At 34.1% G+C, this 25,291-nt stretch carries 20 protein-coding genes; 7 read left to right on the plus strand and 13 right to left on the minus strand.

The features are described from left to right. Positions 1–10: 10 nt before the first annotated feature. The 4 genes from OLM54_RS07750 to OLM54_RS07765 form a co-directional block, all read right to left on the minus strand. Positions 11–1,213, minus strand: coding sequence for a glycoside hydrolase family 105 protein (locus tag OLM54_RS07750; protein ID WP_264538020.1), 1,203 nt, complete (start codon positions 1,211–1,213; stop codon positions 11–13). Between the two features lie 169 nt (positions 1,214–1,382). Further along, positions 1,383–2,348 carry a DUF4861 domain-containing protein gene (locus OLM54_RS07755; protein WP_264538021.1) on the minus strand — a complete coding sequence of 322 codons (966 nt, stop codon included), beginning with the start codon at positions 2,346–2,348 and terminating at the stop codon, positions 1,383–1,385. Between the two features lie 12 nt (positions 2,349–2,360). Continuing rightward, positions 2,361–3,296, minus strand: coding sequence for an alpha/beta hydrolase (locus OLM54_RS07760; RefSeq protein ID WP_264538022.1), 936 nt, complete (start codon positions 3,294–3,296; stop codon positions 2,361–2,363). Between the two features lie 147 nt (positions 3,297–3,443). After that, entirely contained in the window at positions 3,444–4,832 is a 1,389-nt protein-coding gene (locus OLM54_RS07765) for a glycoside hydrolase family 28 protein (protein ID WP_413614468.1), read from the minus strand. A 339-nt stretch (positions 4,833–5,171) separates the two neighbouring features. On the opposite strand from OLM54_RS07765, the gene OLM54_RS07770 reads away from it, so the two are divergent. Beyond that, on the plus strand, positions 5,172–6,200 hold the full coding sequence (locus OLM54_RS07770) for a LacI family DNA-binding transcriptional regulator (RefSeq protein ID WP_264538024.1): 1,029 nt from the start codon (positions 5,172–5,174) through the stop codon (positions 6,198–6,200). Positions 6,201–6,400: 200 nt separating this feature from the next. Here the strand turns inward: OLM54_RS07770 and OLM54_RS07775 are convergent, their stop codons facing one another. The 9 genes from OLM54_RS07775 to OLM54_RS07815 all read right to left on the minus strand — a co-directional run bounded on the left by OLM54_RS07775 (position 6,401) and on the right by OLM54_RS07815 (position 17,709). After that, positions 6,401–8,017 (minus strand): UxaA family hydrolase, encoded by a 1,617-nt coding sequence (locus tag OLM54_RS07775; protein WP_264538025.1) that lies wholly within the window; start codon positions 8,015–8,017, stop codon positions 6,401–6,403. Between the two features lie 95 nt (positions 8,018–8,112). Further along, entirely contained in the window at positions 8,113–9,555 is a 1,443-nt protein-coding gene (locus OLM54_RS07780) for a tagaturonate reductase (protein ID WP_264538026.1), read from the minus strand. A 219-nt stretch (positions 9,556–9,774) separates the two neighbouring features. Beyond that, the gene (locus OLM54_RS07785; protein ID WP_264538027.1) at positions 9,775–10,446 is read right to left on the minus strand and encodes a bifunctional 4-hydroxy-2-oxoglutarate aldolase/2-dehydro-3-deoxy-phosphogluconate aldolase; all 672 of its coding nucleotides are present in this window, start codon (positions 10,444–10,446) and stop codon (positions 9,775–9,777) included. Between the two features lie 10 nt (positions 10,447–10,456). Then, positions 10,457–11,479 (minus strand): sugar kinase, encoded by a 1,023-nt coding sequence (locus OLM54_RS07790; RefSeq protein ID WP_264538028.1) that lies wholly within the window; start codon positions 11,477–11,479, stop codon positions 10,457–10,459. Between the two features lie 270 nt (positions 11,480–11,749). Next, positions 11,750–13,153: a glucuronate isomerase gene (gene uxaC / locus OLM54_RS07795; protein WP_264538029.1), complete on the minus strand. Its 1,404-nt coding sequence runs from the start codon at positions 13,151–13,153 to the stop codon at positions 11,750–11,752. 23 nt (positions 13,154–13,176) lie between these two features. Then, positions 13,177–13,968, minus strand: a complete 792-nt coding sequence (locus OLM54_RS07800; protein WP_264538030.1) for a gluconate 5-dehydrogenase — start codon at positions 13,966–13,968, stop codon at positions 13,177–13,179. Positions 13,969–13,972: 4 nt separating this feature from the next. Continuing rightward, positions 13,973–14,809 (minus strand): 5-dehydro-4-deoxy-D-glucuronate isomerase, encoded by an 837-nt coding sequence (kduI, locus tag OLM54_RS07805; RefSeq protein WP_264538031.1) that lies wholly within the window; start codon positions 14,807–14,809, stop codon positions 13,973–13,975. Positions 14,810–14,897: 88 nt separating this feature from the next. Next, positions 14,898–16,214 (minus strand): MFS transporter, encoded by a 1,317-nt coding sequence (locus tag OLM54_RS07810; RefSeq protein ID WP_264538032.1) that lies wholly within the window; start codon positions 16,212–16,214, stop codon positions 14,898–14,900. A gap of 49 nt (positions 16,215–16,263) precedes the next feature. Continuing rightward, a complete protein-coding gene (locus OLM54_RS07815) occupies positions 16,264–17,709 on the minus strand; it encodes an MFS transporter (RefSeq protein WP_264538033.1) in 1,446 nt (481 codons plus the stop codon). Between the two features lie 454 nt (positions 17,710–18,163). Between OLM54_RS07815 and OLM54_RS07820 the strand changes: the two genes are divergently transcribed. From OLM54_RS07820 to OLM54_RS07845, 6 genes are all read left to right on the plus strand, one after another. Continuing rightward, entirely contained in the window at positions 18,164–19,102 is a 939-nt protein-coding gene (locus tag OLM54_RS07820) for an alpha/beta hydrolase (protein ID WP_264538034.1), read from the plus strand. Positions 19,103–19,912: 810 nt separating this feature from the next. Beyond that, positions 19,913–20,227, plus strand: a complete 315-nt coding sequence (locus OLM54_RS07825; protein WP_264538035.1) for a hypothetical protein — start codon at positions 19,913–19,915, stop codon at positions 20,225–20,227. A gap of 228 nt (positions 20,228–20,455) precedes the next feature. Beyond that, positions 20,456–21,145, plus strand: coding sequence for an isochorismatase family protein (locus OLM54_RS07830; protein WP_264538036.1), 690 nt, complete (start codon positions 20,456–20,458; stop codon positions 21,143–21,145). Positions 21,146–21,375: 230 nt separating this feature from the next. Then, positions 21,376–23,160: an amidohydrolase gene (locus tag OLM54_RS07835; protein WP_264538037.1), complete on the plus strand. Its 1,785-nt coding sequence runs from the start codon at positions 21,376–21,378 to the stop codon at positions 23,158–23,160. A gap of 4 nt (positions 23,161–23,164) precedes the next feature. After that, positions 23,165–24,541 (plus strand): alginate export family protein, encoded by a 1,377-nt coding sequence (locus OLM54_RS07840; protein WP_264538038.1) that lies wholly within the window; start codon positions 23,165–23,167, stop codon positions 24,539–24,541. Positions 24,542–24,565: 24 nt separating this feature from the next. Beyond that, complete coding sequence (locus OLM54_RS07845) at positions 24,566–25,126, plus strand: 2'-5' RNA ligase family protein (RefSeq protein ID WP_264538039.1); 561 nt, start codon at positions 24,566–24,568, stop codon at positions 25,124–25,126. The last annotated feature ends 165 nt before the right edge of the window (positions 25,127–25,291 follow it).

The following is a 25,291-nucleotide window of genomic DNA, read 5'->3' on the forward strand; positions in this document are numbered from 1 at the left end:
TTAAATTCTACTATTTCTTTAATTCTAATGCAGCCAATAAAAATGCAGCCAAAGCCGGCGAACTATTGTCTTTTGTTTTGCTTTTTATATAATATTCATTGGTGCCATCGCGAAAAGGTTTTCCTCCTAAACCTACATTTGATGATACATTTGAAATACTAATTTCTCCGTTTTCACTCTTTTTTACAAATTCTTTTAAAAATGCATCAAATGATTTTTGAGCGGTTTTTTTATAATTTGCACCTATATATCCTTTATCTGCGCCTTTTGCCAAAGCATAAATAATCATTGCCGAAGACGACGATTCTGTAAAATTATCTTTCATTTCAGGTTTATCAGCAACCTGATACCATAATCCCGAAGCACTTTTATGTTCAACGGCACTTTTTACAATTTGACTAAAATAACCTTGTAATTCTTTATATTTTGGATGCGTTTTAGGATAATAATCCAGCGTTTCAACCAAAGCCATCATATACCAGCCAATACCGCGACCCCAAATTGTTGGCGAAGTTCCCGTTTCAGGATTTGCCCAGCCAATTTCTTTGCTTTCATCCCACGCCTGATATACCAAACCCGTTTTTTTGTCAACCAAATGATTTTGTACCAACTCAAATTGTTTCGCGATATCATCTAAACTTTTGCCATTTTCATATCGCACCGTGTATTCCGTATAAAAAGGCTCAGCCATATACAAACCATCAATCCACATTTGATTGGGATAAATTTGTTTGTGCCAAAATCCGCCGCTTGCCGTTCTGGGCTGATTTTCAAGCTGATTTCTTAATTGCTGAATTACTTTCAAATAACGCTCGTCTTTTGTAATATCATATAAATTAAAAAGTAATTTTCCCGGATTTGCACAATCAATATTGAATTCCTTCATATCGTATTTCGCAATATTTCCATCCGCGTCAATTAGCTTATCAGCATATTCTTTAATGTAATTCAGATACTTTTTATCGTTTGTTTTTTGATATAATTTTTCAAATCCAGACAATACCAATCCCATTTTATAATCCCACTTTGGTTTTTCAGTTCCGTCTATTTGCCAGACTTCAGGATATTTATTCAAAATAGTAATTGCGGTTCTTTCTGACCATTTTAAATTATCAGCAAGAGTTTTATTTTCAGCAGTCTGTGCGATTGTTTTTGTACCAAAAATGAACAGCAAAACAACTAAATTGATCGTTATAAAAGTCGATTTAAACATATATTGTATTTTAAACTTTTGTCTTTATTTTTTTACCACAGATTAAATCACTTTGTGTGTGTTTTTCACGCAGATTTGGCAGATTGAGCAGATTTTTCTTTTCTAATTCAACGGATTAAATCCGTCCATTTTTTCAATCTTTCAATCTTTTAATCTTTCAATCTGCCTATTACATTTTACCTTTTTTGTTCAGTATTTCTAATTGCTGATCTAAATATTTTACAAATTCTTCTTTCGATTTAATTCCGTCTATTTGTTGTTCCCACGCGCCTAAAAGATAAAATGAATTTTCTTTTGTGGAAGGTTTAAACACCAAAAGATAATCTAAATCAGTTTCAGCAAGATTTTCGATCGTATTCGTTTGATAAAAAATAGCCAGTCCTAATTTGTCCGGAACTAGAGATTGCGTTCCGTAAGTAGCCAAATAAGCCCATTTTTTATTTTTGCTTTCTTTTTTTAGTGTTTCAGCATTCTTTTGTTTTACAATTCCCGTGCAAATTCCCTTAATTTCTTTAGATGCTTTAATGGTATGCTGCGTGTATAACTGGTCTGGTTTAATCGTTAATTCTGAAATAAAATCAATTTTATCCGAAGCCGTTTTCCATCCATAATAATTTACTTTTACAACAGATTCGTTTGTTTTGTTAGCCACAGTTGCGATCGTAGAATCTACTTCACGGAAGTGTAATTTTTCATTGTTCAAATAACGATCTATAGAACCAATTCCAATTCCTTTTCCTGCGTTCAGGATATCTGCTCCCCAATCGCTCATTTTATGATAAGAATCAAAATTATCCTGACCAACTAACGGCAAAATCATTGCAGAAGTCTTTTTTCCGAAGATGTCAATCGCATTTCTCCAGTCTAAATACAAACGATACCCTACTTTATTACTTTCCCAACCCGGACCTTCATAACGAATATCAAAAGAATGATCAGTATGTTCAGGAGCTTGTTTTAAGCGGTCTACATTCTTAAAAACTGTTCCGCCAATATATTTTCTTCCCTCCCATTTTCCGTCTGTTTTTGCAGAAATTTCGGCGTAGGTTTTTGCTGTTTTTATATCATATTTTTGAGCATTAACCGCTGTAACACCAAATAAAAATAAGGCTGCAATTTTGATTGTTGTTTTCATTTGTATTATAAATTATTTGAATATTGTATCTAAAAATTGTGTTGTATATTTCACCGTTTCAGTAAACCAGGGTTCAAAAAACCAAAATGAATGCGGTGAATCCGGAATTGTTTTTATTTCATTATAAATTTTATTCTCACTTAAAATGGTTATCATATCATCCCTGCCCGCATGAAACCTGTCAATACTGCTGTTTATAAAAAGTACTGGCGGCGTATTTTTATCTGTATGGCTTAAAGCCGATGCATTTTTCCAGTTTTCGGGTTTCTCAGTATAAGAACCTCCCAGCCAAAACGATGCCATTTCTCCTTCTGAAGATTCCGGATGTTTAAAAGCTAAAACTCCGTCTATATCAATAATTGCATTTACTTTTGAAGTTGATTTACTTTTGAAAGAAGCTTCTTCAAAACCCTGATTTTCATTTGTTGTACCAATCAAAGTTGCCATTTGTCCTCCTGAGGAACAACCTAAAACAACAATTTTGTTTGTATCAACATTGAATTTTCGTGCATTATCTTTTACAAATTTAATAGCATTTTTTACATCATAAACGCCTTCCGGATATTTTGCTTCTAAAGATAATCTGTATTCAATTGCAAAACAAGAATAACCTTTTGCAGCAAATTCTTTCGCCAAAGCATGCATTTGACTTTTATTTCCTGATCTCCAGCCACCGCCATGAATCATGATTATTGCCGGGTTTAATTTCTTTTTCTTATAATAAAAAGCATCTAAATGTAAGGCTCTGTCTTTTCGCTGTTGGTAAATAAGGTCTTTTATTTCAGCTACATCTCCATTATGTTTTTCCTGCGGAATGGTAATAAAAGGATACTTTTTAATTAATTTATTATACGTGCTTTTTATGGTATACGAAGTATCAATATGTAAATTGCTTTGTGCAAATACAATATTGGAAATCAACACTATACTAAAAAAAACTTTTCTCATATAAACCAAATTATAGTTAAGGATGGAGTTTGAAAAATATCAAACCCCAGCTTAACTACTTCAAAAAACAATCCTTCAAAAATTATCAAATTACTAATAACCAGGATTTGTAAAAATATTTATTCGTGTGTTGGCACAATAGCAGGTTTAGTTTTTAACTGACTCCACTTTTTTGCCATTGATATATGTGTTTATAAAATTGATGTTTTTTACATTTTTCAAAGAGTAAACGGAGTCTACTTTTTGAATTACAACATTTTTTAATGTGATATTTTCTACCGGAGATTCTGCATAACCATCTGCCAAAACCCCAAATTTTCCTCCGTTTTTTACTTTAATATTTTCAAGGCTGATATTTCGAACCACCGGAATAAAATTTCCTGTCTGACTGCCATAAACATTATATGTCATCGTTGCTCTTAAAACACATTCCTTTACAGTTCCCACTTCAAGATTTCGAACAAAAATATCTTCGATAACGCCGCCTCTTTTAGAATTTGTTTTAATACGAATTGCTCTGTCCAAATTTGGACTGTCCATGACGCAATTCTCTACAAAAACATTGTTTACACCCGCAGAAATCTCACTGCCAATTACCACTCCGCCATGACCGTCAATCATTTTACAATTCTGAACGATTATATTTTTACTTGGTATAGCAACCCTTCTTCCATCAGCATCTCTGCCGGCTTTTATGGCAATACAATCATCACCGGTATTAAAGGTGCAGTTTTTAATAATTATGTTTTGAGAATATTCAGGATCGCAGCCATCGTTATTAGGTCCGTGACTGTTTACGGTAACGCCGTCGATAATAATATTGTTGGATTTTAAAGGATGTAAAATCCAAAAAGGAGCATTTATTACGGTAACATCTTTTATTAAAACCGTATTACATTCAAAAAATTCAATAAAACTTGGTCGTAAATAACGTCCGTCACCAAAAATTCTTTCTGAAACCGGAATTCCTTTTTCAGCCATATCTACTAAAACCTCGCGATTTGACGGATCATTTTGCGATGGAATTCCCTTTTGCCAGCCATAGCTTTTACCTCCGGACCAAACCCACCAGTTAGCACTGCTCGCCTGACCGTTTAGCGTTCCTTTTCCGGTTATGGCAACATTGGTTTTGTTTTTAGCATAAACAAGTGGAGAATAATTCATCAATTCTGTGCCTTCCCACGATGTATGAACAATTGGATAATCTTTTGGATCTATACTAAAAAGAATTTCAGCCTGATCTTCTAAATGTAAATTGACATTACTTTCTAAATGTATGGCACCTGTGAAGTATTTACCGTTTGGAACAAGTACTTTTCCTCCGCCATTTTCAGCGCAGGCTTTAATCGCTTTTGCAAAAGCAGCTGTGTTTAAGGTCTTTCCGTCAGCGACAGCGCCAAAATCGTTTATGTTATAAGTCTTATCAGAGAAGTGTGTTTCCGGAATACTTTTTATGATTAAATCCATTTTTTTCCACGGATTGGATTCTGAAACAGCAGAAACTTGTTTGCCACATGATAAAATCATTGTAATCATGATACTAAAAATTGCAAGTGATCGAAACGTTATAAGCTTATTTGTAGTCATTTATGCAGTATTTATTATTCACGCCGATTAACATTGCAAAAGCCATGTAATCGATTACACGAAAATATAAAATTACATCGGATGCACCAAATTTATTTAGAAAAAAATTATATATTTAATTTTTATTATTAATTTTATTTGCACATTGCACAAAAAAACACATAATTTATTATCATTGTACAACTGAAAACGTTTTAGTTATAAATTATGGTAATCGATAACAATTTGTATTAGATTATCTAAAAAAAATGTATTTTTGTCTGTAAATAAATCAAAAACTATTTTTGAATGAGCGAAAAAATAACCATCTATGATATTGCAAAAAAGCTAAATATCACTGCAGCTACGGTTTCAAGAGCGTTAAACAATAATCCTAAGATAAAAGAAAGTACGCGCGAATTGGTTATAAAAACCGCAGCTTCAATGAACTATAAGCAGAACAAACTTGCTTTAGCGTTAAAAAGCGGCCGCAGCAATAACATTGGTGTAATTGTTCCTCGTATCGATAGTAACTTTTTCGCTTCTGTCATCAGAGGAATCGAAGAAGAACTTCATCCTCATGGTTATCAGGTAATTATTTGCCAGACTCATGAAGATTCCAAAAGAGAAAACGAAAATCTTTATACGTTGATTGATGCTCAGGTCGACGGTATTTTAATGTCTGTAACTGCGGTTACAAACGAAAATGATGGTGCTTTTCATAATGTATTGCAAAAAAATGTTCCTCTGATCTTTTTTGACCGTAACAAACATATTGACGGCGTTAGTTCTGTTACCATTAATGACTTTAAAGGTGGTTATATGGCAACCAAACATCTTATTAATGAAGGCTGCAGATGTATTGCACATTTATCAGGAGATCAGTCGCTTGAGATTTTTAAAAACAGGTTTTTAGGTTATAAACAAGCCTTGTTAGACAACGGAATGACTTTTAAGGAAGAATATGTTATTTCTGTAAAAAGTAGTGTCGAAGCCGGAAAAGAAGCAGTTGATGCATTATTACAGCTTGAAACCAGACCAGATGCTATATTTTCGTCGAGTGATTTTGCTGCTTTGGGAGCTATTCAGGAATTAAAAGAAAGAAATATCAGTATTCCAAAAGAGTTTTGTGTAGCGGGTTTTAGTAACGAACCTTTTACCAAATTCATGGAATTATCAATAACTTCTGTAGACCAGTCTCCGCTTGAAATGGGAAAAATGTCTGCACGCGTTTTCCTTGAACAGGTAGACAAAACAGAGACTATCAAAATCGAAAAAAAGGTAGTTCTCGCACCGGAATTACACATTCGTAAATCATCGTCAAGAAGTACCTTTTAATATATTATAGTTCCTGCAAGGTTTTCAAAACCTTGTAGGTATCTGGGTCCTTACAGATATCAGGATCCTTGAAAACATACCTACAAGGTTTTGAAAACCTTGCAGGAAAGAGTTCAAAGCTTTATTATCTTAATATTTTAATGGTAAAAAAACAAAAAAGCTCACTGTTTAAGTGAGCTTTTTTTATAGTTAACTTTTAATTAAAGCGAAACTCCTCTTTTCCAAGGAATAAAGTCGTTTTGATTTAAAATTGCAGCTTTAGTTTTGATAGTTCCACTTGCAACATCAATAATAAATTCAAGCATTTCATCAGCCATTTCATCGATAGATTTTTCACCTGTGATAATTCCTCCGGTGTCAATATCAATAATATCAGACATTTTTTTAGCCAATTCTGTATTAGATGAAATTTTTACAACCGGTGCAATCGGGTTTCCTGTTGGAGTTCCTAAACCTGTTGTAAACAATACCATATTTGCTCCTGAACCTACCATTGCAGTTGTACATTCAACATCGTTTCCTGGTGTACAAAGTAATGTTAATCCCGGTGTCGTAATATATTCACCATAATCAAAAACACCTGTAATTGGCGATGTTCCACCTTTTTTAGCGGCTCCTGCAGATTTCATTGCATCTGTAATCAAACCGTCTTTGATGTTACCCGGAGACGGATTCATATCAAATCCTGAACCTGCATCAACAACAGTTTTTTCATACCATTGCATTAAATCTAAGAAACGTTTTCCGCTTTCGTCTTCTACACAACGGTTTACTAATTCCTGCTCAACTCCACATAATTCTGGGAATTCAGATAGAATTGTAGTTCCGCCTAAAGCAGCCAGTAAATCTGAAGTTACACCTAAAGTCGGGTTAGCCGAAATTCCTGAGAATCCGTCAGAACCACCGCACTCTAAACCAATTCTTAGTTTAGATAATGGAGCTGGCTCTCTTTTTATGTCGTTTGCTACTTTGATTGCTTCAAAAGTATCTTTTACAACGCTGCTTAACATTGTTTCGATAGTACCAATTTGCTGCTGATCGTAGATTAAAACAGGTTTTTTACTGTTTGGATTAATAGCATCCAAAGCATCTTTGAAGATTTGAATTTGAAGATTCTGACATCCTAAACTCAAAACTGTAGCTCCGGCAACGTTTGGATTATTTACATATCCTGCCAATAATTTCGCAAGACTGTGCGAATCCTGACGAATTCCGCCACAACCACCTTGGTGCGTGATGAATTTTACTTCGATATTATTGAATAAATTAGCATCGTTTGAAGCCGCTTCATTACCTGCACCGCCTGTTTCTGTTTTTACCAAAGAACGAAGCAACAATTGATAATCGTTTTCTTTTGGCTTCATTAATTCTTTTTCGAAGATATCTTTTAAGATTTCGATATTTCTGTTTTCACAAAAAACCAACGGAAAAAATAACCATACATTCTCAGTTCCAACTTGTCCGTCTTCCCTGTGATAGCCCTGCCACGTTCTGTCTTTCCATTTGTCAATATTTGGAGAAGCCCAGCCAATAGTTTCGGTTTTACCCGTTACTTTATCACTTTCGTGTTTTACATTTTCTGTAGAAAGTAAACCTCCTTTTTCAATTCTGGCACTTGCTTTTCCAACCAAAACACCATACATAATAATGCGCTCACCTACTTCAAAAGTATGCATGGCGATTTTATGTTTCATTTTCACATCAGATACGATTGTAATATCTTGTCCTTCAAAGTTGATTACCTCACCAGCAACCAGATTTACTAATGCCACTGCGACATTATCTGAAGGGTTTACTTTTATTAATTTCTTTTGCATGATTTTTATTTTTAAGTTGCTAAGATTCTAAGTTACTAAGTTACTAAGATGCGTCCCAAAAACTTAGGAACTTAGAATCTTAGAAACTATTCCAATTAATATTGTTTGCTGAAATTAGCAAATCCTTTTTCTATTCCGTTTTCTTCAATTTCATTTAAGGCCAATACTAAAGCTTCTGATAAACCTTTGATTTTAGTCAAATCTTCACCCCAAAACTCAGTGTTAGCTAATACTTTAGCTACAACTAAATCTGCAGATCCTAATTGCCACGCGTTTTTAAATGCTTCAACTATCTCTGGAGAATCTTTTACAGGTAATGCTTCGTTATTCCAGGTTCCTTTGTAGAATTGAATTAAACTCGCTAATGAAAAAGTTAAATTAACTGGCAATTTTTTGTTAGTATTATAATATCCTAATAAACTAGGTAAAACTCTTACTTTAAATTTTGAGATAGAATTTAATGCAATATCAGCAAGTGCATGTTTGATAAATGGATTTTTAAATCGATCCATTACCTCTTCAGTATAGGCTGTAATTTCATTTTTATCCATATCCAGTGTTTCACTAATTTCACCAATAACGCTGTTTACGAATTTTCCGGTAAAATCTCCGTTAACAGTTTCCATTACCAATTTGTTACCGTACAAAAGTGAAAAAGGAACCATTGCCGTGTGTGCACCGTTTAGAATACGAACTTTAATCATTTTAAAAGGACGAATATCATCAACGATTTTTACATTCAAATCTGTTTTATCAAAAGGTAATTTTGCTTTTAAAGCATCCCCGCCTTCAATAGCCCAAAGAAAGAAAGGTTCTGCAGCAACAATTAAATTGTCCTGATAATCTAATTTATTATTGTATTCTTCAATTTCAGCTCTTGGATATCCGGGAACAATTCTGTCAACTAAAGTACTGTGATACGTACAAGCATCTGATACCCAAGTTTTAAATGCATCCTCTAACTTCCATGTATCGCAATATTGCAAAATATATTTTTTCAGGGTCTCTGAGTTATAATCAATCAATTCACAAGGAATAATTGTTACTGCTTTAGAGGCATCTCCATTAAAATGTTTGAATCTTTCATATAATAAAACAGTCAGCTTTGCAGGAAATGAAACTGGCGGCTGCATATCAGGAGTATCACTTTCAATGAATTCAATTCCGGCTTCGGTAGTATTTGAAACAATAAATTGAAGTTCTTCTTCTTTGGCTAAAGCTAAATAATCTGCAAACTCAGTGTACGGATTTATAGCTTTTACAATGTTAGTAATTAACTCAATATCTTGTATTTTTTCGCCTTTTTTAATTCCGTTCATAAACAAAGTATAAAGACCATCCTGATCATTTATCATATTTACCATACCGTCTTTCAAAGGCTGAACTATTGCAATACCGGCATTAAAATCAACTTCTTTATTTAGTTTGTGAAAAGCGTAATCAACAAAAGCTCTCAGGAAATTTCCTTCACCAAACTGAACTACTTTAATTGGCTGTAATTTCTCTAATCCTGTATTTTTTCTATTTAATTGTTTCATTTTAAATCCATTAAAGTGTTATAAATAACCACATTAAATACCTTATTACTTTATAAGAAGTTTTTTTTAATTGTAAAAGAAACATTACACTTGTAAGAGTAAAATACAATTTGCTGTGAGGAGTGACAAGCTGTATTTAGCAAGCGTAATGCTCAATTACAAAACGTTAAAAATCTAAAAAAAACTGCAATTCAAATAAGGAATCGGTATGATTACTCCTTATTTATTTTTAATATTTTTGATGATTTCAAGAACGTTGCTGACTTTTGTTTTTAAGCCTTCAAAATCATTGTTATCGAGTATATCTTTCGAAATTAATTGTGACCCTAATCCAACACAAGTTGCGCCTGCATTTAACCATGACGACAAACTTTCAACCGTTGGATAAACGCCACCTGTTGGCATAATGTTCGTCCATGGGCAAGGTCCTTTTATGGCTTTTATAAACTCTGGTCCGTAAATATCCGCAGGGAATAATTTTACAATTTCACAGCCTAATTCTTCGGCTCTTGCAATTTCCGTCAGCGTTCCGCAACCTGGCGACCATAATACTTTACGACGATTACAGGCAATTGCAATATCTTCTCTAAAAACCGGAGTTACAATAAAATTCGCGCCTAAACTCATATATAACGATGCCGAAGCAGCATCTGTAATTGAACCAACTCCCAGAATCATTCCCGGTAATTCAGCCAAAGCATATTTGTTTAAAGCGCCAAAAACTTCATGTGCAAAATCGCCTCTGCTGGTAAATTCCATTAATCTGGAACCACCGTCATAACAAGCTTTTAATACTTTTTTACTGATTTCAATATCTGAATGAAAAAATAGCGGAACCATTCCGTTATCTTTCATTTGCTGCGCTACTTCTATTCTTGAATATTTTGCCATTTTATATAAATTATCTTGATACTAATCCGGCAGAATCACCGTCAAGCATATTTTCAACTTCTTTTAATGTAACCAGATTGTAATCGCCCGCAATAGTGTGTTTCAAACAACAAGCCGCAACTGCAAAATCTAATGCTTTTTGATTATTGTTTTGATATTGTAACAAACCGTAAATCAATCCGCCCATGAAAGCGTCTCCGCTTCCTACTCGGTCTACAACCGGCGTAACTTCTTTTACAGCAGCATGATAAATTGCTTTTCCGTCAAACAAAACACCGCCAATTCGTTGGTGAGAAGCACTTACAGAATAACGTAATGTTGTGGCAACCGTTTTTAAATTCGGAATCAAATCAAATAATTGCGTGTATAAAGCAGGAAGTGATTTTTCGTCCTGATAATTCGGGTTTGCCTTAGGAATTCCCAACATAAAATACGCTGTATCAATATCTCCTAAAATAACATTACTGTATTGCAGCATTTCCGGCATAACTTCGCTTGGCGTTTTGCCATATTGCCATAATTTTGATCTGTAATTTAAGTCGCACGAAATTGTAATTCCCATTTTATGAGCCACTTTAATGGCTTCTAAACAAGCTTCGGCTGCACTTTGAGAAATCGCTGGCGTAATACCGCTCCAATGAAACCAGTCTGCACCTTCCAATACTTTTTCCCAGTCAATAAGTCCTTTTTCAATAGTTGCCATCGAGCTGTGTGCGCGGTCGTAAACAACGTTACTTCCTCTGGTTCCGGCGCCTGTTTCCAGAAAATAGATTCCTAAACGTTCTCCTCCATAAACAATGTTTTTAGACTCGACATTCATTTTTCTGATTTCTTTTAATGCCGAAGCACCAATTTCGTTTTCTGGTAATCTGGTTACAAACTCGGCATCTAAACCATAATTTGCCAAAGAAACCGAAACGTTAAATTCTCCACCTCCGTAAGAAGCTCCAAATGTTTTTGCCTGAGAAAAACGCAAGTGCCTTTCCGTCGAAAGACGCAACATAATTTCACCGAATGCAACTATTTTACTCATATATTTTTATTATTTTACCAATAAAATGTTTTTCTTTTTACCATTAAGAGATTAAGAAAAATTAAGTTTTGTCTTAATGAAACTTAACGTCTTATGGTTTATTTTTTCGCCACAGATTAAAAGATTAAAATGATTAATTTTTTTCCTTAAAAATAAAATCTGCTTAATCTGCAAAATCTGCGTGATTATTTTTTTAAACTTTAATCTTAATTTTTATTCAGCTTCCAACTTAATTTTCCTTAATCTCTTAATGGTAAAATTATTTTTATTTTAGAATTTGAAATATTCCTTAGCGTTGTTGTATGAAATATCAGCAACCAGTTTTCCAATCCATTCCATATCAGCAGGAAGTTCACCTCTTTGAATTTCGTCTCCTAAAAGATTACATAAAATACGTCTGAAATATTCATGTCTTGGAAAAGACAAAAAGCTTCTTGAATCTGTCAGCATTCCAACAAAACAGCTAATTAATCCCATGTTTGAAAGAGCGTTTAATTGTTTCGTCATTCCGTCTTTCTGATCTAAAAACCACCATCCTGAACCAAACTGAACTTTTCCTCTAACGCTTCCGTCATTGAAATTTCCAATCATCGTAGCCATAACTTCGTTATCAGCCGGATTTAGGTTATAAATAATCGTTTTTGTCAATTTATCTTTGCTGTCTAATGCATTTAAAAATGAAGACAGTTTTTGTGCCTGTGGATAATCTCCAATAGAATCCCAACCTGTATCAGGACCTAAAATTCTGTGCATACGTGCATTATTGTTTCTTAGCGCCCCTAAGTGAAATTGCTGAACCCAGCCAAATTCATGATACGTTTCAGATAAGAACAATAAAATTGCACTTTGAAATTTCAAGCCTTCTTCCGGCGTTATTGTTTGATTTTCTCTTTTCTTTTTGAAAATTGAATTCACTTCACTTTCTGTAAAGTTTTCAAAATAAATCTGGTCTAAACCGTGATCGCTTAGTTTACAGCCATTTTGATTAAAAAATTCAATTCTTTTTCTCAATGCCGAACATAAATCAGCATACGTGTTAATCGCAACTCCGGACACATCCCCCAACGTGTCCAGATATGCGTTATAGCCATCGTTTGAAATAAGAATAGCTTTATCGGGTCTGAAAGCCGTACTCATTTTTGTTCCAATTGGATTTTGAGACAGTTTTTTGTGAAACTCTAAACTATCAATTGGATCTTCTGTTGTACAAACTAATTCAGCATTTACTTTTTTAAGCAGGTTTTGTGTGCTGTATGCAGGAGAATTTATTTTTTCTGAAGTTTCGATATAAATTTTCTCTGCCGATTTTTCATTCAGTAAATCATAAATATCAAAATAACGTGCCAATTCTAAATGTGTCCAGTGATATAATGGATTACGCATTGTATACGGAACCGTTTTTCCCCAGTTTAAGAATTTATCTTTGTCAGAACCATTTCCGGTTACAAATTGTTCGTTAATACCTAACGTACGCATTGCACGCCATTTGTAATGATCTCCGTTAATCCAAACCTGAGTAATATTGTCAAATATTTTATCTTCGGCGATAAACTGCGGATTAAGGTGATTATGGTAATCTATAATAGGCTGATTTTTAGAGTAATTGTGGTACAACTCTTCAGCATATTTATTTTCAAGTAAAAAATTATCGTTTATGAATGTCTTTGAACTCATGTCTTTTTAATTATAATTGAGAATTATTCTTCGTTTGATGGTTTACCAATTGTTGCCAGGATTCCGCCATCAACATATAAAATATGACCATTTACAAAATCACTTGCTTTAGAAGATAAAAATATTGCAGCTCCTGCTAAATCGCCAGGATCTCCCCATTTTGCAGCCGGAGTTCTGCTAATGATAAAATCATTAAACGGATGTCCGTCAACTCTGATAGGTTTTGTTTGTTCTGTAGCAAAATATCCCGGACCAATTCCGTTAATCTGAACATTGTATTTTGCCCATTCTGTAGCCATATTTTTAGTCAGCATTTTTAAACCCCCTTTTGCAGCAGCATAAGCACCAACAGTATTACGACCTAATTCGCTCATCATCGAGCAAATATTAATGATTTTTCCCTGTCTTCTTTCGATCATTCCTTTTGCCACATGCTTAGAAACGATAAAAGGCGAAACCAGATCAATATCTATAACTTCTTTAAAATCGGCAACTTCCATTTCGATAAGCGGAATTCTTTTGATGATTCCTGCATTATTAATCAAAATAGCAATTGGTCCAACTTCACTTTCAATTTTTGCAACAGCAGTTTTCACTTCCTGTTCATCCGTTACATTAAATTTATAACCAACTGCATTTATTCCTTCACTTTGAAGTTCTTTAACAGCATCGTCAATTTTTTGCTGAGACGAATTTCCGTTCACTACAATTGTAGCTCCCGCTTGTCCTAAACCTTTTGCCATTGCCATTCCCAGTCCGTGCGTACTTCCTGTAATAAGGGCAACTTTTCCTTTTATATCAAATAATGAACTCATCTTCTTATCTTAAATCAGTTATTTTACAAACATCCATATCTCCGTAATCTAAATTCTCACCCGCCATTCCCCAAATAAAAGTATAATTTGAAGTTCCTGAACCTGAGTGAATTGACCAAGGCGGAGAAATTACTGCCTGATGATTGTTCATCCAGATATGTCTAGTTTCCTGTGGTTGTCCCATAAAATGGCAAACTGCCTGATTTTCCGGAATATCCAAATAGAAATAAACTTCCATTCTGCGATCGTGAACGTGAGCCGGCATCGTATTCCAAACACTTCCTGTTTTCAATTCCGTCATTCCCATTTGCAATTGGCACGTTGTAACCACGCTGCCAATAATCATTTGATTTACCGTACGGTGATTTGCCGTTTCCATTGTTCCTAATTGTAATTTATTAGCTTGTTCTAAACTTACTTTTACAGTAGGATATGTTGTATGCGCCGGAGCTGAATTGATGTAAAATTTAGCCGGATTTTTACTGTCGTCACTTTTAAAGATTACTTCTTTATTTCCACTTCCAATGTATAAAGCATCTTTAAAACCTAATGGATACGATGTTCCTTCAACTACAACAGAACCGCTTCCGCCAACATTTATAATTCCCATTTCTCTTCTTTCAAGAAAATAACCTGCTTTAAGAGGATCAATGGTTTGAAGCGTTAAATCTTTTACAGGAACTGCAGAACCTGCTATATATCGATCATAATGAGAATACGTCAAAACAATTTCATTCTCCTGCATTAAATCATCAATTAAGAATTCATTTCTTAACTGCTGCGTATCATATTGTTTTACAGCTTCTGGGCTTGACGCGTATCTTGAACTATATTTTGTCATAATTTTTATTTTTATGTAATCGATTGCACAAAATTATATTTTTATCTTCAAAAATCATAATACAAATAGAAATTTATTTGTGTTGATTTTACACTTCTACTTTTTTCATCCTCGGAACTAAAATATGCATAATCAGCCACGCCAGTAAATAAGAGGCTCCGCAAATGCAAAACATAATAAAATAACCCGTTTCGATTTTGCCTATTTTAGTATAATAAACAAACATGTTTTTTTGAACTACTAAAGTTAGTAAAATTCCGCCAAGTGCGCCGAACATACCTCCTATTCCTGTAACAGAAGCTGTTGCCTTTTTAGGAAACATATCTGAAACTGTTGTAAAAATATTAGCACTCCACGCCTGATGTGCAGAAACTGCCAAACCAATTACTAAAATGGCCCACCAAATATTTATTGCGCCTAAATATTGAGAAAATAAAACCGGTAAAACGGCAAAAGCATAAATTAACATACTTGTTTTACGGGCTTTATAAGCCGGCCAGTTTTTGTTTATTAATTTTAGCGGAAGCCATCCGCCGCCAATACTTCCGATACTTCCAATAACATAAACCAATGCACAAGGCCAGATAATTTCTGTTGCTGAAAGTTTATATTCTTTCATCAGGAAATCAGGCAACCAGAATAAATAAAACCACCAAACAGGATCTGTTAGTAATTTACCAATTGCAAATGCCCATGTTTGGCGAAAACTAAGCAGTTTTAACCATGAAACTTTTTCTGTATGTTCAACTTCTGTTACTTCTATTTTATCAGAATTAATATATTCAAATTCTGCCTGCGATAATCTTTTTTGTTTTTCAGGAACTTCATAAAAAATGAACCATAAAACAAGCCAGATAAAACCAACAATTCCCGTAAGGATAAATGCCCATTGCCATCCATAATTTTCTGCTATAAATGGTACAGACAAAGGCACAATTATGGCTCCGATATTACTTCCTGAATTAAAAATTCCGGTTGCCAAAGCTCTTTCTTTTTGCGGAAACCATTCAGCAGTTGCTTTAATGGCTGCGGGAAAATTTCCGGCTTCTGTAATTCCTAAAAAAACACGTGCTATTAAAAAACCCGGAGTTCCTGTTGCCAGTGCATGACCAATTGCTGCTAAACTCCATAAACCTGTTGCAATTGCATAACCAATTTTAGTCCCTAATTTATCAATAATTCCGCCTGCAACCAGCATTCCCATTGCATAAGCAATTTTAAAAGCCAGTTCAATATTAGAATAATCTATAACCTCTTGTTCAGGTGTCCAATGAAAAGCTTCTGCCAGAAAAGGACGCAGGTAACTAATTACATTTCTATCCAGATAATTTACCGTTGTGGCAAAAAATACAAGACCACAAATTGTCCAGCGATATTTTCCAATTGCTGCATTAGCTTGATTCATAATTTTAAGGTTTGGTTGGTTGGTTAGCTAGTTTATTTCATAAAATCTATTAAAGATTTGTAATTGGGCTGTATTTTGGAACTAAACTTTTCATCACGATCCAGCCTGTTAAATAACAAACGGCACAAATGGAGAAAATGATAAAATATCCGGCTTCAATACCTTTAAAACCCATAAAAACCATATTCGTATCTTTTGCATGATCAAACAGCATTCCTGAACCTTTGTTGATTAATGTTGACCCAATTCCTCCTGCCAAACCTCCAATTCCGGTAATGGTTGCAATAGCTTTTTTAGGAAACATATCTCCTACTGTTGTAAAAATATTTGCCGACCATGATTGATGTGCAGCTCCTGCAATACCAATAATGATAACCGGAATCCAGTAACTGATATATCCTAAAGGCTGTGCGATTAATGCCAATAACGGAAAAAATGCAAAAATTAACATCGCTCTCATTCTTCCTTCGTACGGATTCATTCCTTTTTTCTCCACAAAATAAGTTGGCAGCCAGCCTCCAATAATCGAAAGCAGTGTAATCATATAAAGTACAAATAATGGCAAAGCAGCTTGTGTAGAATCCATATTATAAACAGAGCTTAAATACGCCGGAGTCCAAAATAAAAAGAACCACCAAACACCGTCTGTCATAAATTTACCAAAAGCAAAAGCCCATGTTTGTTTGTATTTAAAACAATCTACAAAAGATACTTTAGTCGAATGATCAGGAATATAACCTACTAATTTACTATCTGCAATATCATCTTGCTGAATATATTCTAATTCTTCAGGGCTAACTCTTGGGTGTCTTTCCGGTTTATCATACATAAAAACCCAGAATCCCATCCATACAAAACCTAAAGCACCAATGATTATAAATGACATTTCCCAGCCAAAAGATTTCGCTATAAACGGAATCGATATTGGTGCTGCCAACGCACCAACTGTTGCGCCTGCATTAAAAATACTGGTAGAAAATGCTCTGTCTTTTTTAGGAAAATATTCAGCCGTTGTTTTGATCGCCGCAGGAAAATTTCCGGCTTCACCAATTGCCAGGATAAAACGGGCAAAAATGAATAAACTCACACTTACGTTAATTACCATTCCCGTATCATTTACGGTATGAATAATATCTTTTGCACCTTCAAAACCTACAAACCAGTTTCCTGTAATAATTCCCGAAGTTGCAATTCCGCAAAATGCATGCAGACAAGCACCAACAGACCATATTCCGATCGCCCACAGAAAGCCTTTTTTAGTATCTAACCAATCCACAAATCTTCCGGCGAACAATAAAGAAATGGCATAAAAAATAGAAAATAGCGCCGTGATATTTCCGTAATCATTGTTTGTCCAGTGAAATTCAGGAGCTATAAAATCACTCCATGTTAAAGAAAGTACTTGTCTGTCAAGATAATTAATAGTTGTGGCAAAAAATAATAATGCACAAATACTCCAACGATACTTTCCACTGTGTTTTTTGATTTGACTCATAATAGGGTAATGGTTTAGGCTAGTAAAATATTAATAATTGAAAAATTCTAATCTCACAAATGCAGTTTAAGTTAAGTGTTCATACTTAACCATATAACGTAATTTGTGCAACAAAATTTCAAATAATGTAATCGATTGCACAAATATAGTTTTTAATCTTAATATTCCAAATAATTATATTAAAAATTATTTTGATACTCAAAATAAACATTTAACACAAAAAAGTAAACTCAAAATTACACATTAAATAATATATATGTTAAATGTATACATGCGAAATTCGTCCGTTTTAGGTGTCAAAATAGTACTAAAATCAATACTTTAAAATCAATTTATAACAACAATTCTTATGTAAAAAGAAATATGTTTTATAACAGCATTACGTCTTTAAATCAATAAAAAAATATAAATTTGAATAATACGAATCACCAGCTATTAATAAAATTCTTTTAAATTGAAAAAATCACAGAACTTCATAGTAAAAAAAACATTTTTAAACCTGATTTTCCTTTTAGGAATTACAACTTATATTCAGGCCCAAAATCAGGTTATTCCTCTTTGGAAAACCATTCCGCAAGAAATTAAAGCTCCTGACTATCAAGAAAAAGAAGTCATAAAAGATGGGAAAGTGCAAAGTACAAGTCAGGTTTCGATACCTACTTTGAGTATTTTTTTACCAAAAGAAATTAAACAAAACCAAACCGCTGTAGTTATTCTTCCCGGTGGCGGATATTCGCATTTAGCCATTGATAAAGAAGGAACTAAAGTTGCCGAATGGTTGAATACTTTAGGTATTGCGGCTTTTGTTTTAAAATACAGATTACCAAATGATTTGATCATGACAAACAAAACTGTTGGTCCTTTACAGGATGCGCAGGAAGCAATTCGTATTGTGAGATTAAATGCCGCAAAATGGAATATCGATCCGAATAAAATTGGCATAATGGGATTTTCCGCAGGCGGACATTTGGCGTCGACTTTATCGACTCATTATGATGACAGGGTATATGAAACGGCTTCAAAAATAAGTGCAAGACCTGATTTTTCCCTTTTAATTTATCCGGTTATTTCCATGCAAAATGATATAACACACAAGGGATCTCAAACTAGTTTATTGGGGGCAAATCCTTCTCAGCAAGACATTGATTCTTTTTCGAATGAAAAAAAGGTTACGGCTCAAACGCCTCCGGCATTTTTAGTTCATGCAACAGACGATGGTGCAGTTTTGGCTGAAAATAGTGTTAATTATTATTTGGCACTCAAGAAAAACGGAGTTACAGCGGAGTTACATTTATATGAAAAAGGCGGTCACGGATTTGGTCTTGGCGTGAATGACACAAGTAAGTTCTGGACAAAAGCCTGCGAGGAATGGCTTAAAAGCAATGGATATTAGAATTCAAGTTTTTTAAAACTGGGGTTATTTTTTTCTCGCAGATTTGGCAGATTAAGCAGATTTTTTTTTAAAATTTTAATCTTATTAATCCTTTAATCTGTGGCAAATATTTTTTCTCGCTGATTTGACAGATTTAGCAGATTTTTTTGTTTTTTATGGGTTTTAATCTCACTAATCCTTTAATCTGTGGTAAATATTATTATAAATAAAAAAGGTTTTTAGATTTAGTTTAATATAACTAAATCTAAAAACCATACTAAATTAGACACGATTGTATTTATTTGCAAATTTATACAACGACCACGATCAATGATTATGTCAAACTTTTGTTTTAACTAAAATTGTTTTTTCCAAAAAACTATTAGCAGAGACAAATGATACTAAAAAGGCAAAAAATTATATATCCTCATTTCTACAAAGCAAAACTACAAGCAACTTTTTAGAATTGCTTACGGGTTTCCACATTGTAACAAAATTTTTCTTTAAAGTTAGTTACTAAGGTTCTAAGTTGCTAAGGTTTTTTAGCTTAGAATCTTTTCTTGTCCTAGATTAAGTTACCAGAATCTTGTTAATGAATACATTTGTCATGTAAATTAAATGTTCTGTCCAAAAACTGAAAAAAAAACTTAGTCCCGAAGCCTCGGGATAGAGTCTCAGAGACTTAGAAACTCAGAACCTTTTCTTATCCTAGATTAAGTTGAAATTACTTTCTAAGAAATACATTTGTAAAGTAAATTAGAAGTTCTATCAAAACAGAAAATTTAAAAATAAAAAAACTCAGAGACTTAGTAACTTAGAAACTTAGAAAAAATGAAATTATTAGAATTTTTAATACTCGGAAAAAACGAAGCAATCTTACCGATTTTACTTCGACTTGTAAACGCCAACGAGAATTGGAATGGAGTTAGTTTCAGCGATGAAAAAATAGCTCAGGAATATTTTCTAAACAACAAAATCGATATTGTTCTGCTGAGTTCCGGAATTGAAGATCATATCGAAAAAGAGTTTACTTCTTTTTGTTTAAAACATCATCCGGATGTAGAAGTAATTGAACATTTTGGTGGCGGAAGCGGATTATTACAATCTGAAATACTACACCGATTACATTTAAAAGGAAAAATTTAGGTACCAGAAAATCTCCTTTTAAAATTCATTAAAGCTTTAAAACATTTCATTCACGAATATCCAATGTTACATTGACGATATATCGTTAAAATTACTATTACCTTTTTCGAAAAACCGTTTAAAATCAACGCCTTACAAACAAGGCACTGCTTTTGAACGCCATAAACCGAAAAAAACTAAAAACAAATTTAAAAATCCATTTTATTAACAAACAAAAAATTTATTATCATGAAAAAATTAATCTTAACAGCAGCTTTATTATTTATAACTTTTATTGGATTCGCTCAAAAACCAAGTCCGGCATTACTAAATCCAACAAACCACACATTAGTACTTATCGATTATGAAAGCCAAATGGCATTTGCTGTTGGAAGTACACCTATTGATCAATTACGTAATAATACTGCGTTAGTTGCCGGAGCTTCAAAAATATTCAACGTTCCGACAATTGTAACAACTGTTGCCGAAAAATCATTCAGCGGGCCGGTTTTCCGTGAAATCGAAGAATTTTATCCTAAAGCAACTTCAAATTATATTGATCGTACATCGATGAATACCTGGGAAGATGCTCCTGCATATAAAGCAATTATTGGAAAAGGTAAAAAGAAAATTGTTTTTGGCGGTTTATGGACAAGCGTTTGTATCGTAGGACCAACATTATCAGCAATTAACGATGGTTATGATGTTTACGTAATTACAGATGCAAGTGCAGACGTTTCTAAAGAAGCGCACGAAATGGCCATTACACGTATGGTTCAGGCAGGTGCGCATCCAATAACTTCATTACAATATTTATTAGAATTACAACGCGACTGGGCACGTCAGGAAACTTATGTTGCCGTAACTGATTTGGCTAAAAAATATGGCGGAGCTTACGGTGTTGGTATTCAATACGCTCACGAAATGTTGAAACACTAAATTTAATTGAACGCAGATAAAACGGATTCGCTATCGCGAAAACACGGATAAAAACGGATTTTAAAATTTAAACTATTTCATAGAAAAAATCTGCGTAAATCCGCGTCTTTGCAAAGCAAATCAGTAAAATCAGCGGACTATGTTCCTTTAAAACATTCAGAAAAACCCAAAAAGGCTGTGTTAAGTCACAGTCTTTTTTCTCCCAAAACCAACTAAAAAATACCGCTATTATGAAACTCTCTTTCAAAATATTAACATTTTTACTCATCATTTCTTTACCCATTTTTTCTCAAAGCAAAAAAGCCACACTTATTGTTCATCATGCCGTTATTCATACTTTAGATGACAAAAATACAATTGTAGAAGCTATGGCTGTAGCCGATGGAAAAATCCTGAAAATTGGAAAAAACAGTGAAATCTTAAAATTAAAAAACAAAAATACAACCGTAATCGACGCCAAAGGAAAAGTAATAATTCCCGGAATATTCGATTCACATATGCACATTATTCGCGGCGGAAGATTCTTTAATACCGAATTACGCTGGGATGGCGTTCGTTCTCTTAAAAAAGCTTTGGCAATGCTGAAAGAACAAGCGCAAAGAACACCAAAAGGACAATGGGTTCGTGTTGTAGGCGGCTGGAATGCGTATCAATTTGAAGAAAAAAGATTACCAACACTTGCAGAAATTAACGAAGCGACAGGCGATGTTCCAACTTTTGTATTGCATTTATACGGTCACGCTTATTTGAATAAAGCCGGAATTGCAGCCTTAAAAATTGATGCCAATACACCAAATCCAAATGGCGGACTTGTAGAAAAAGATGCCAACGGAAACCCAACCGGATTATTAGTTGCAGAGCCAAATGCATTCATCTTATACTCTACCCTTTCCAAACTTCCTGAATTATCTCCCGAAGAAAAAATAAACTCAACAAAACAATTCATGACCGAAATGAATCGTCTTGGCGTAACTGCAATTATCGATGCAGGCGGCGGATTTCAAAACTTTCCGGACGATTATGGCACAACAAACGGTTTATGCAAAGACAGCGGTTTAACGATTAGAATGCCCTATTATTTGTTTGCCCAAAAAGCAGGAAGCGAACTTAACGATTACTCGAAATGGGTTAGCACCGTAGAAATTGGCGAAGGCTGCGACGATCACGATACAGATAAAGTAGAATATCATGCACAAGGCGCCGGAGAAAATTTGGTAATGAGCGGCGGAGATTTTGAAAATTTCGACAAACCAAGACCGGAATTAAGCCCGGCAATGGAAGGACAACTAAAAGAAGTTTTATCATTATTAATAAAAAACAGATGGCCGTTTAGAATTCACGCTACTTATAATGAAAGCATTACAAGATTCTTAAATGTAATTGAAGATATTAATAAAGAAACGCCACTAAACGGACTTTTATGGTTTTTCGATCACGGAGAAACCGTTTCCCTGGAAAATTTAAAACGTATTAAAGCTTTAAACGGCGGATTAGCAATTCAACACAGAATGGCGTATCAGGGAGAAAGTTTTATAAAAAGATATGGAAAAACGGCTGCTGCAAACACGGTTCCGCTTAAAAAGATACTCGAAATGGGCATCAAAGTTGGAATGGGGACCGACGGAACTCGTGTTGCCAGCTATAATCCGTGGGTTGGTTTGTATTGGTTAACAACCGGAAAAACACTTGGCGGCTTGAAATATATGGCAGACGAAAATATTCAGGACAGAACAGCGGCCTTAAAATTATTTACTTACGGAAGTGCCCAATTGATTAATTTAGAAAAAGATCGCGGAATGCTTACTGCAGATAAATTAGCAGATTTTGCGATTCTTTCTGATGATTATTTCAACACTCCCGAAGAAAAAATTCTAAACATAGAATCGGAACTTACAGTTGTAAACGGAAAAGTTGTTTATGCCGATAATGACTTTAGAACATTTGCACAGCCAACTCCAAAAGCCATTCCGGATTGGAGTCCTGTAAACTATTTTGGAGGTTATCAAAAAAACTAAAATCATGAAATCGCCCCTAAATATATTCCGATTATTGTTGCTTTTGGGATTCATTTATTCCGCAAACGCGCAACAAAACCCCGTATTCCAAAAGCTGCGATATGACGATGATGTAACTTATTTAAAAGATTCAGCTAAAAACTGGTACGAGAAAATCAAATACATTCCGTTAAGTCAAAATAGTAAATATTACGCAAGCATTGGCGGCGAAGCAAGATGGCAATATACGTATACCGTAAATGACAAATGGGGCGATGAATCTGATGAAGGCGACGGTTATTTACTTTCCCGTTATTTGCTTCATGCCGATGCTCATTTGGGTGCTTTCAGAACCTTTGTAGAGTTGCAAAGCAGTTTGGCAAACAGCAAAATTGATCCAAGTCCCGTTGATGAAAATCAGCTGGATTTTCATCAGGCATTTTTAGATATTGATTTTATTAAAAATGAAAACGAACGGCTTACATTACGATCCGGAAGACAGGAGATGTCGTACGGATCACAGCGCTTAATTGCCGTTCGTGAAGGTCCGAATAGTAGATTAGCGTTTGATGCCGTAAAACTATTTTATAAAAAAAACAATTGGCAAACAGATGCCTTTTTCACACATCCAATTGCCAATAAACCTGGGACTTTTAATGATCGTTTTAATGAAAATGCCCAATTTTGGGGAAGTTACACCGTTATTCATAAAGTGCCTTTTATACAAAATATTGATTTGTATTATTTAGGATTATGGAAAAGCCGCGCCGTTTTTGATGACGCTATCGGAGAAGAAAACCGTCAGTCTATAGGAACCCGAATCTGGAAAAATAAAGGAAACTGGAAATATGATTTTGAAGGATTATATCAATTTGGAAACATAAATCAGAAAACAATTTCTGCATGGACACTTTCATCTTTTGCCTGTTATACTTTCGAAAACATAAAATTTAGTCCTGAAATTGGTTTAAAAACAGAGATCATTTCGGGAGATAAAAATGCAGATGATAATCATTTACAAACCTTTAATCCTTTATATCCAAGAGGCGCTTATTTTGGATTAGTGGCTTTAATTGGTCCGTCAAATTTAATCGATATTCACCCTTCTATTAGTTTAAATTTAAACGAAAAACTGGCTCTCGGATTTGATTATGATATTTTCTGGAGACAAACTTTAAGTGACGGAATATATGCGCCAAATATGCAATTATTATATTCCGGAAAGGATACAACAGAACGTTTTATAGGTTCTCAATTGATTTCAAATTTAGATTATACGGCAAATAATTTTTTGTCGTTTACCTTAGAAACCGGCTGGTTTAATGCAGGTTCGTTTTTAAAAGAAGTGGGGACAGGAAAAGATTATTATTACGCCGCTTTGACCGCTCAATTTAAATTCTAAATTTGTATCAAACCAAATTACAAAATGGAGAAAAAATATTCCGTTGCCATTTATCCTTCACAAGATGTAATTGATGCTGTGAAAACGATGAAGGATTATTTAAAAAGTAAAATAGAATGGTATAACAGCTGTAATTCTGTGGCACATATTACAATTTGTGAATTTACAATTGATGATTCGCAAATTGATAAATACAAACAGAAACTTTTTAAAATTTGTGATACGTTTATTCCTTTTCAGGTAAGTTTAGATCATTTCGGATCTTATGTAAACGGTGCTTTTTTTATTGCTCCAAACGAAGATTCTGGAAATCGTTTAAAGTCTATCATGAAAAAAACTCAGGAAACTTTAAAACCTTTAAAACTCAAAAAGAGTGACGATCCTCATATGTCAATTGGTCGGAAATTAATTCCTGAAAATCTTAAAATTGCATCACAGCTTTTTACAACTATAGAAATTGATTTTTCGTGTTGCGAAATTGTATTGCGTGAACTGGATCCGGTTAAGAAACAGTTTTTTGTTATTGATACTTTTTCTTTTGGCAGTAATCCACAACCGGAATTGATTCAGGGAAGTTTGTTTTAACCGCATTTTTTTGTCATTTCGACAAAGGAGAAATCGCACACGTAACTCGACAAAGATTGGCAACTAATTATGCGGAGTTTCGTGTGTGATCCTTCCTCCGTCAGGATGATAAAACAAAGAAAACCTAAACTAAAAAAACTCTTTATTATTTTTCGTATATTTGAA

It is taken from the genome of Flavobacterium sp. N1736, from assembly GCF_025947065.1.
Taxonomy (GTDB): Bacteria; Bacteroidota; Bacteroidia; order Flavobacteriales; family Flavobacteriaceae; genus Flavobacterium.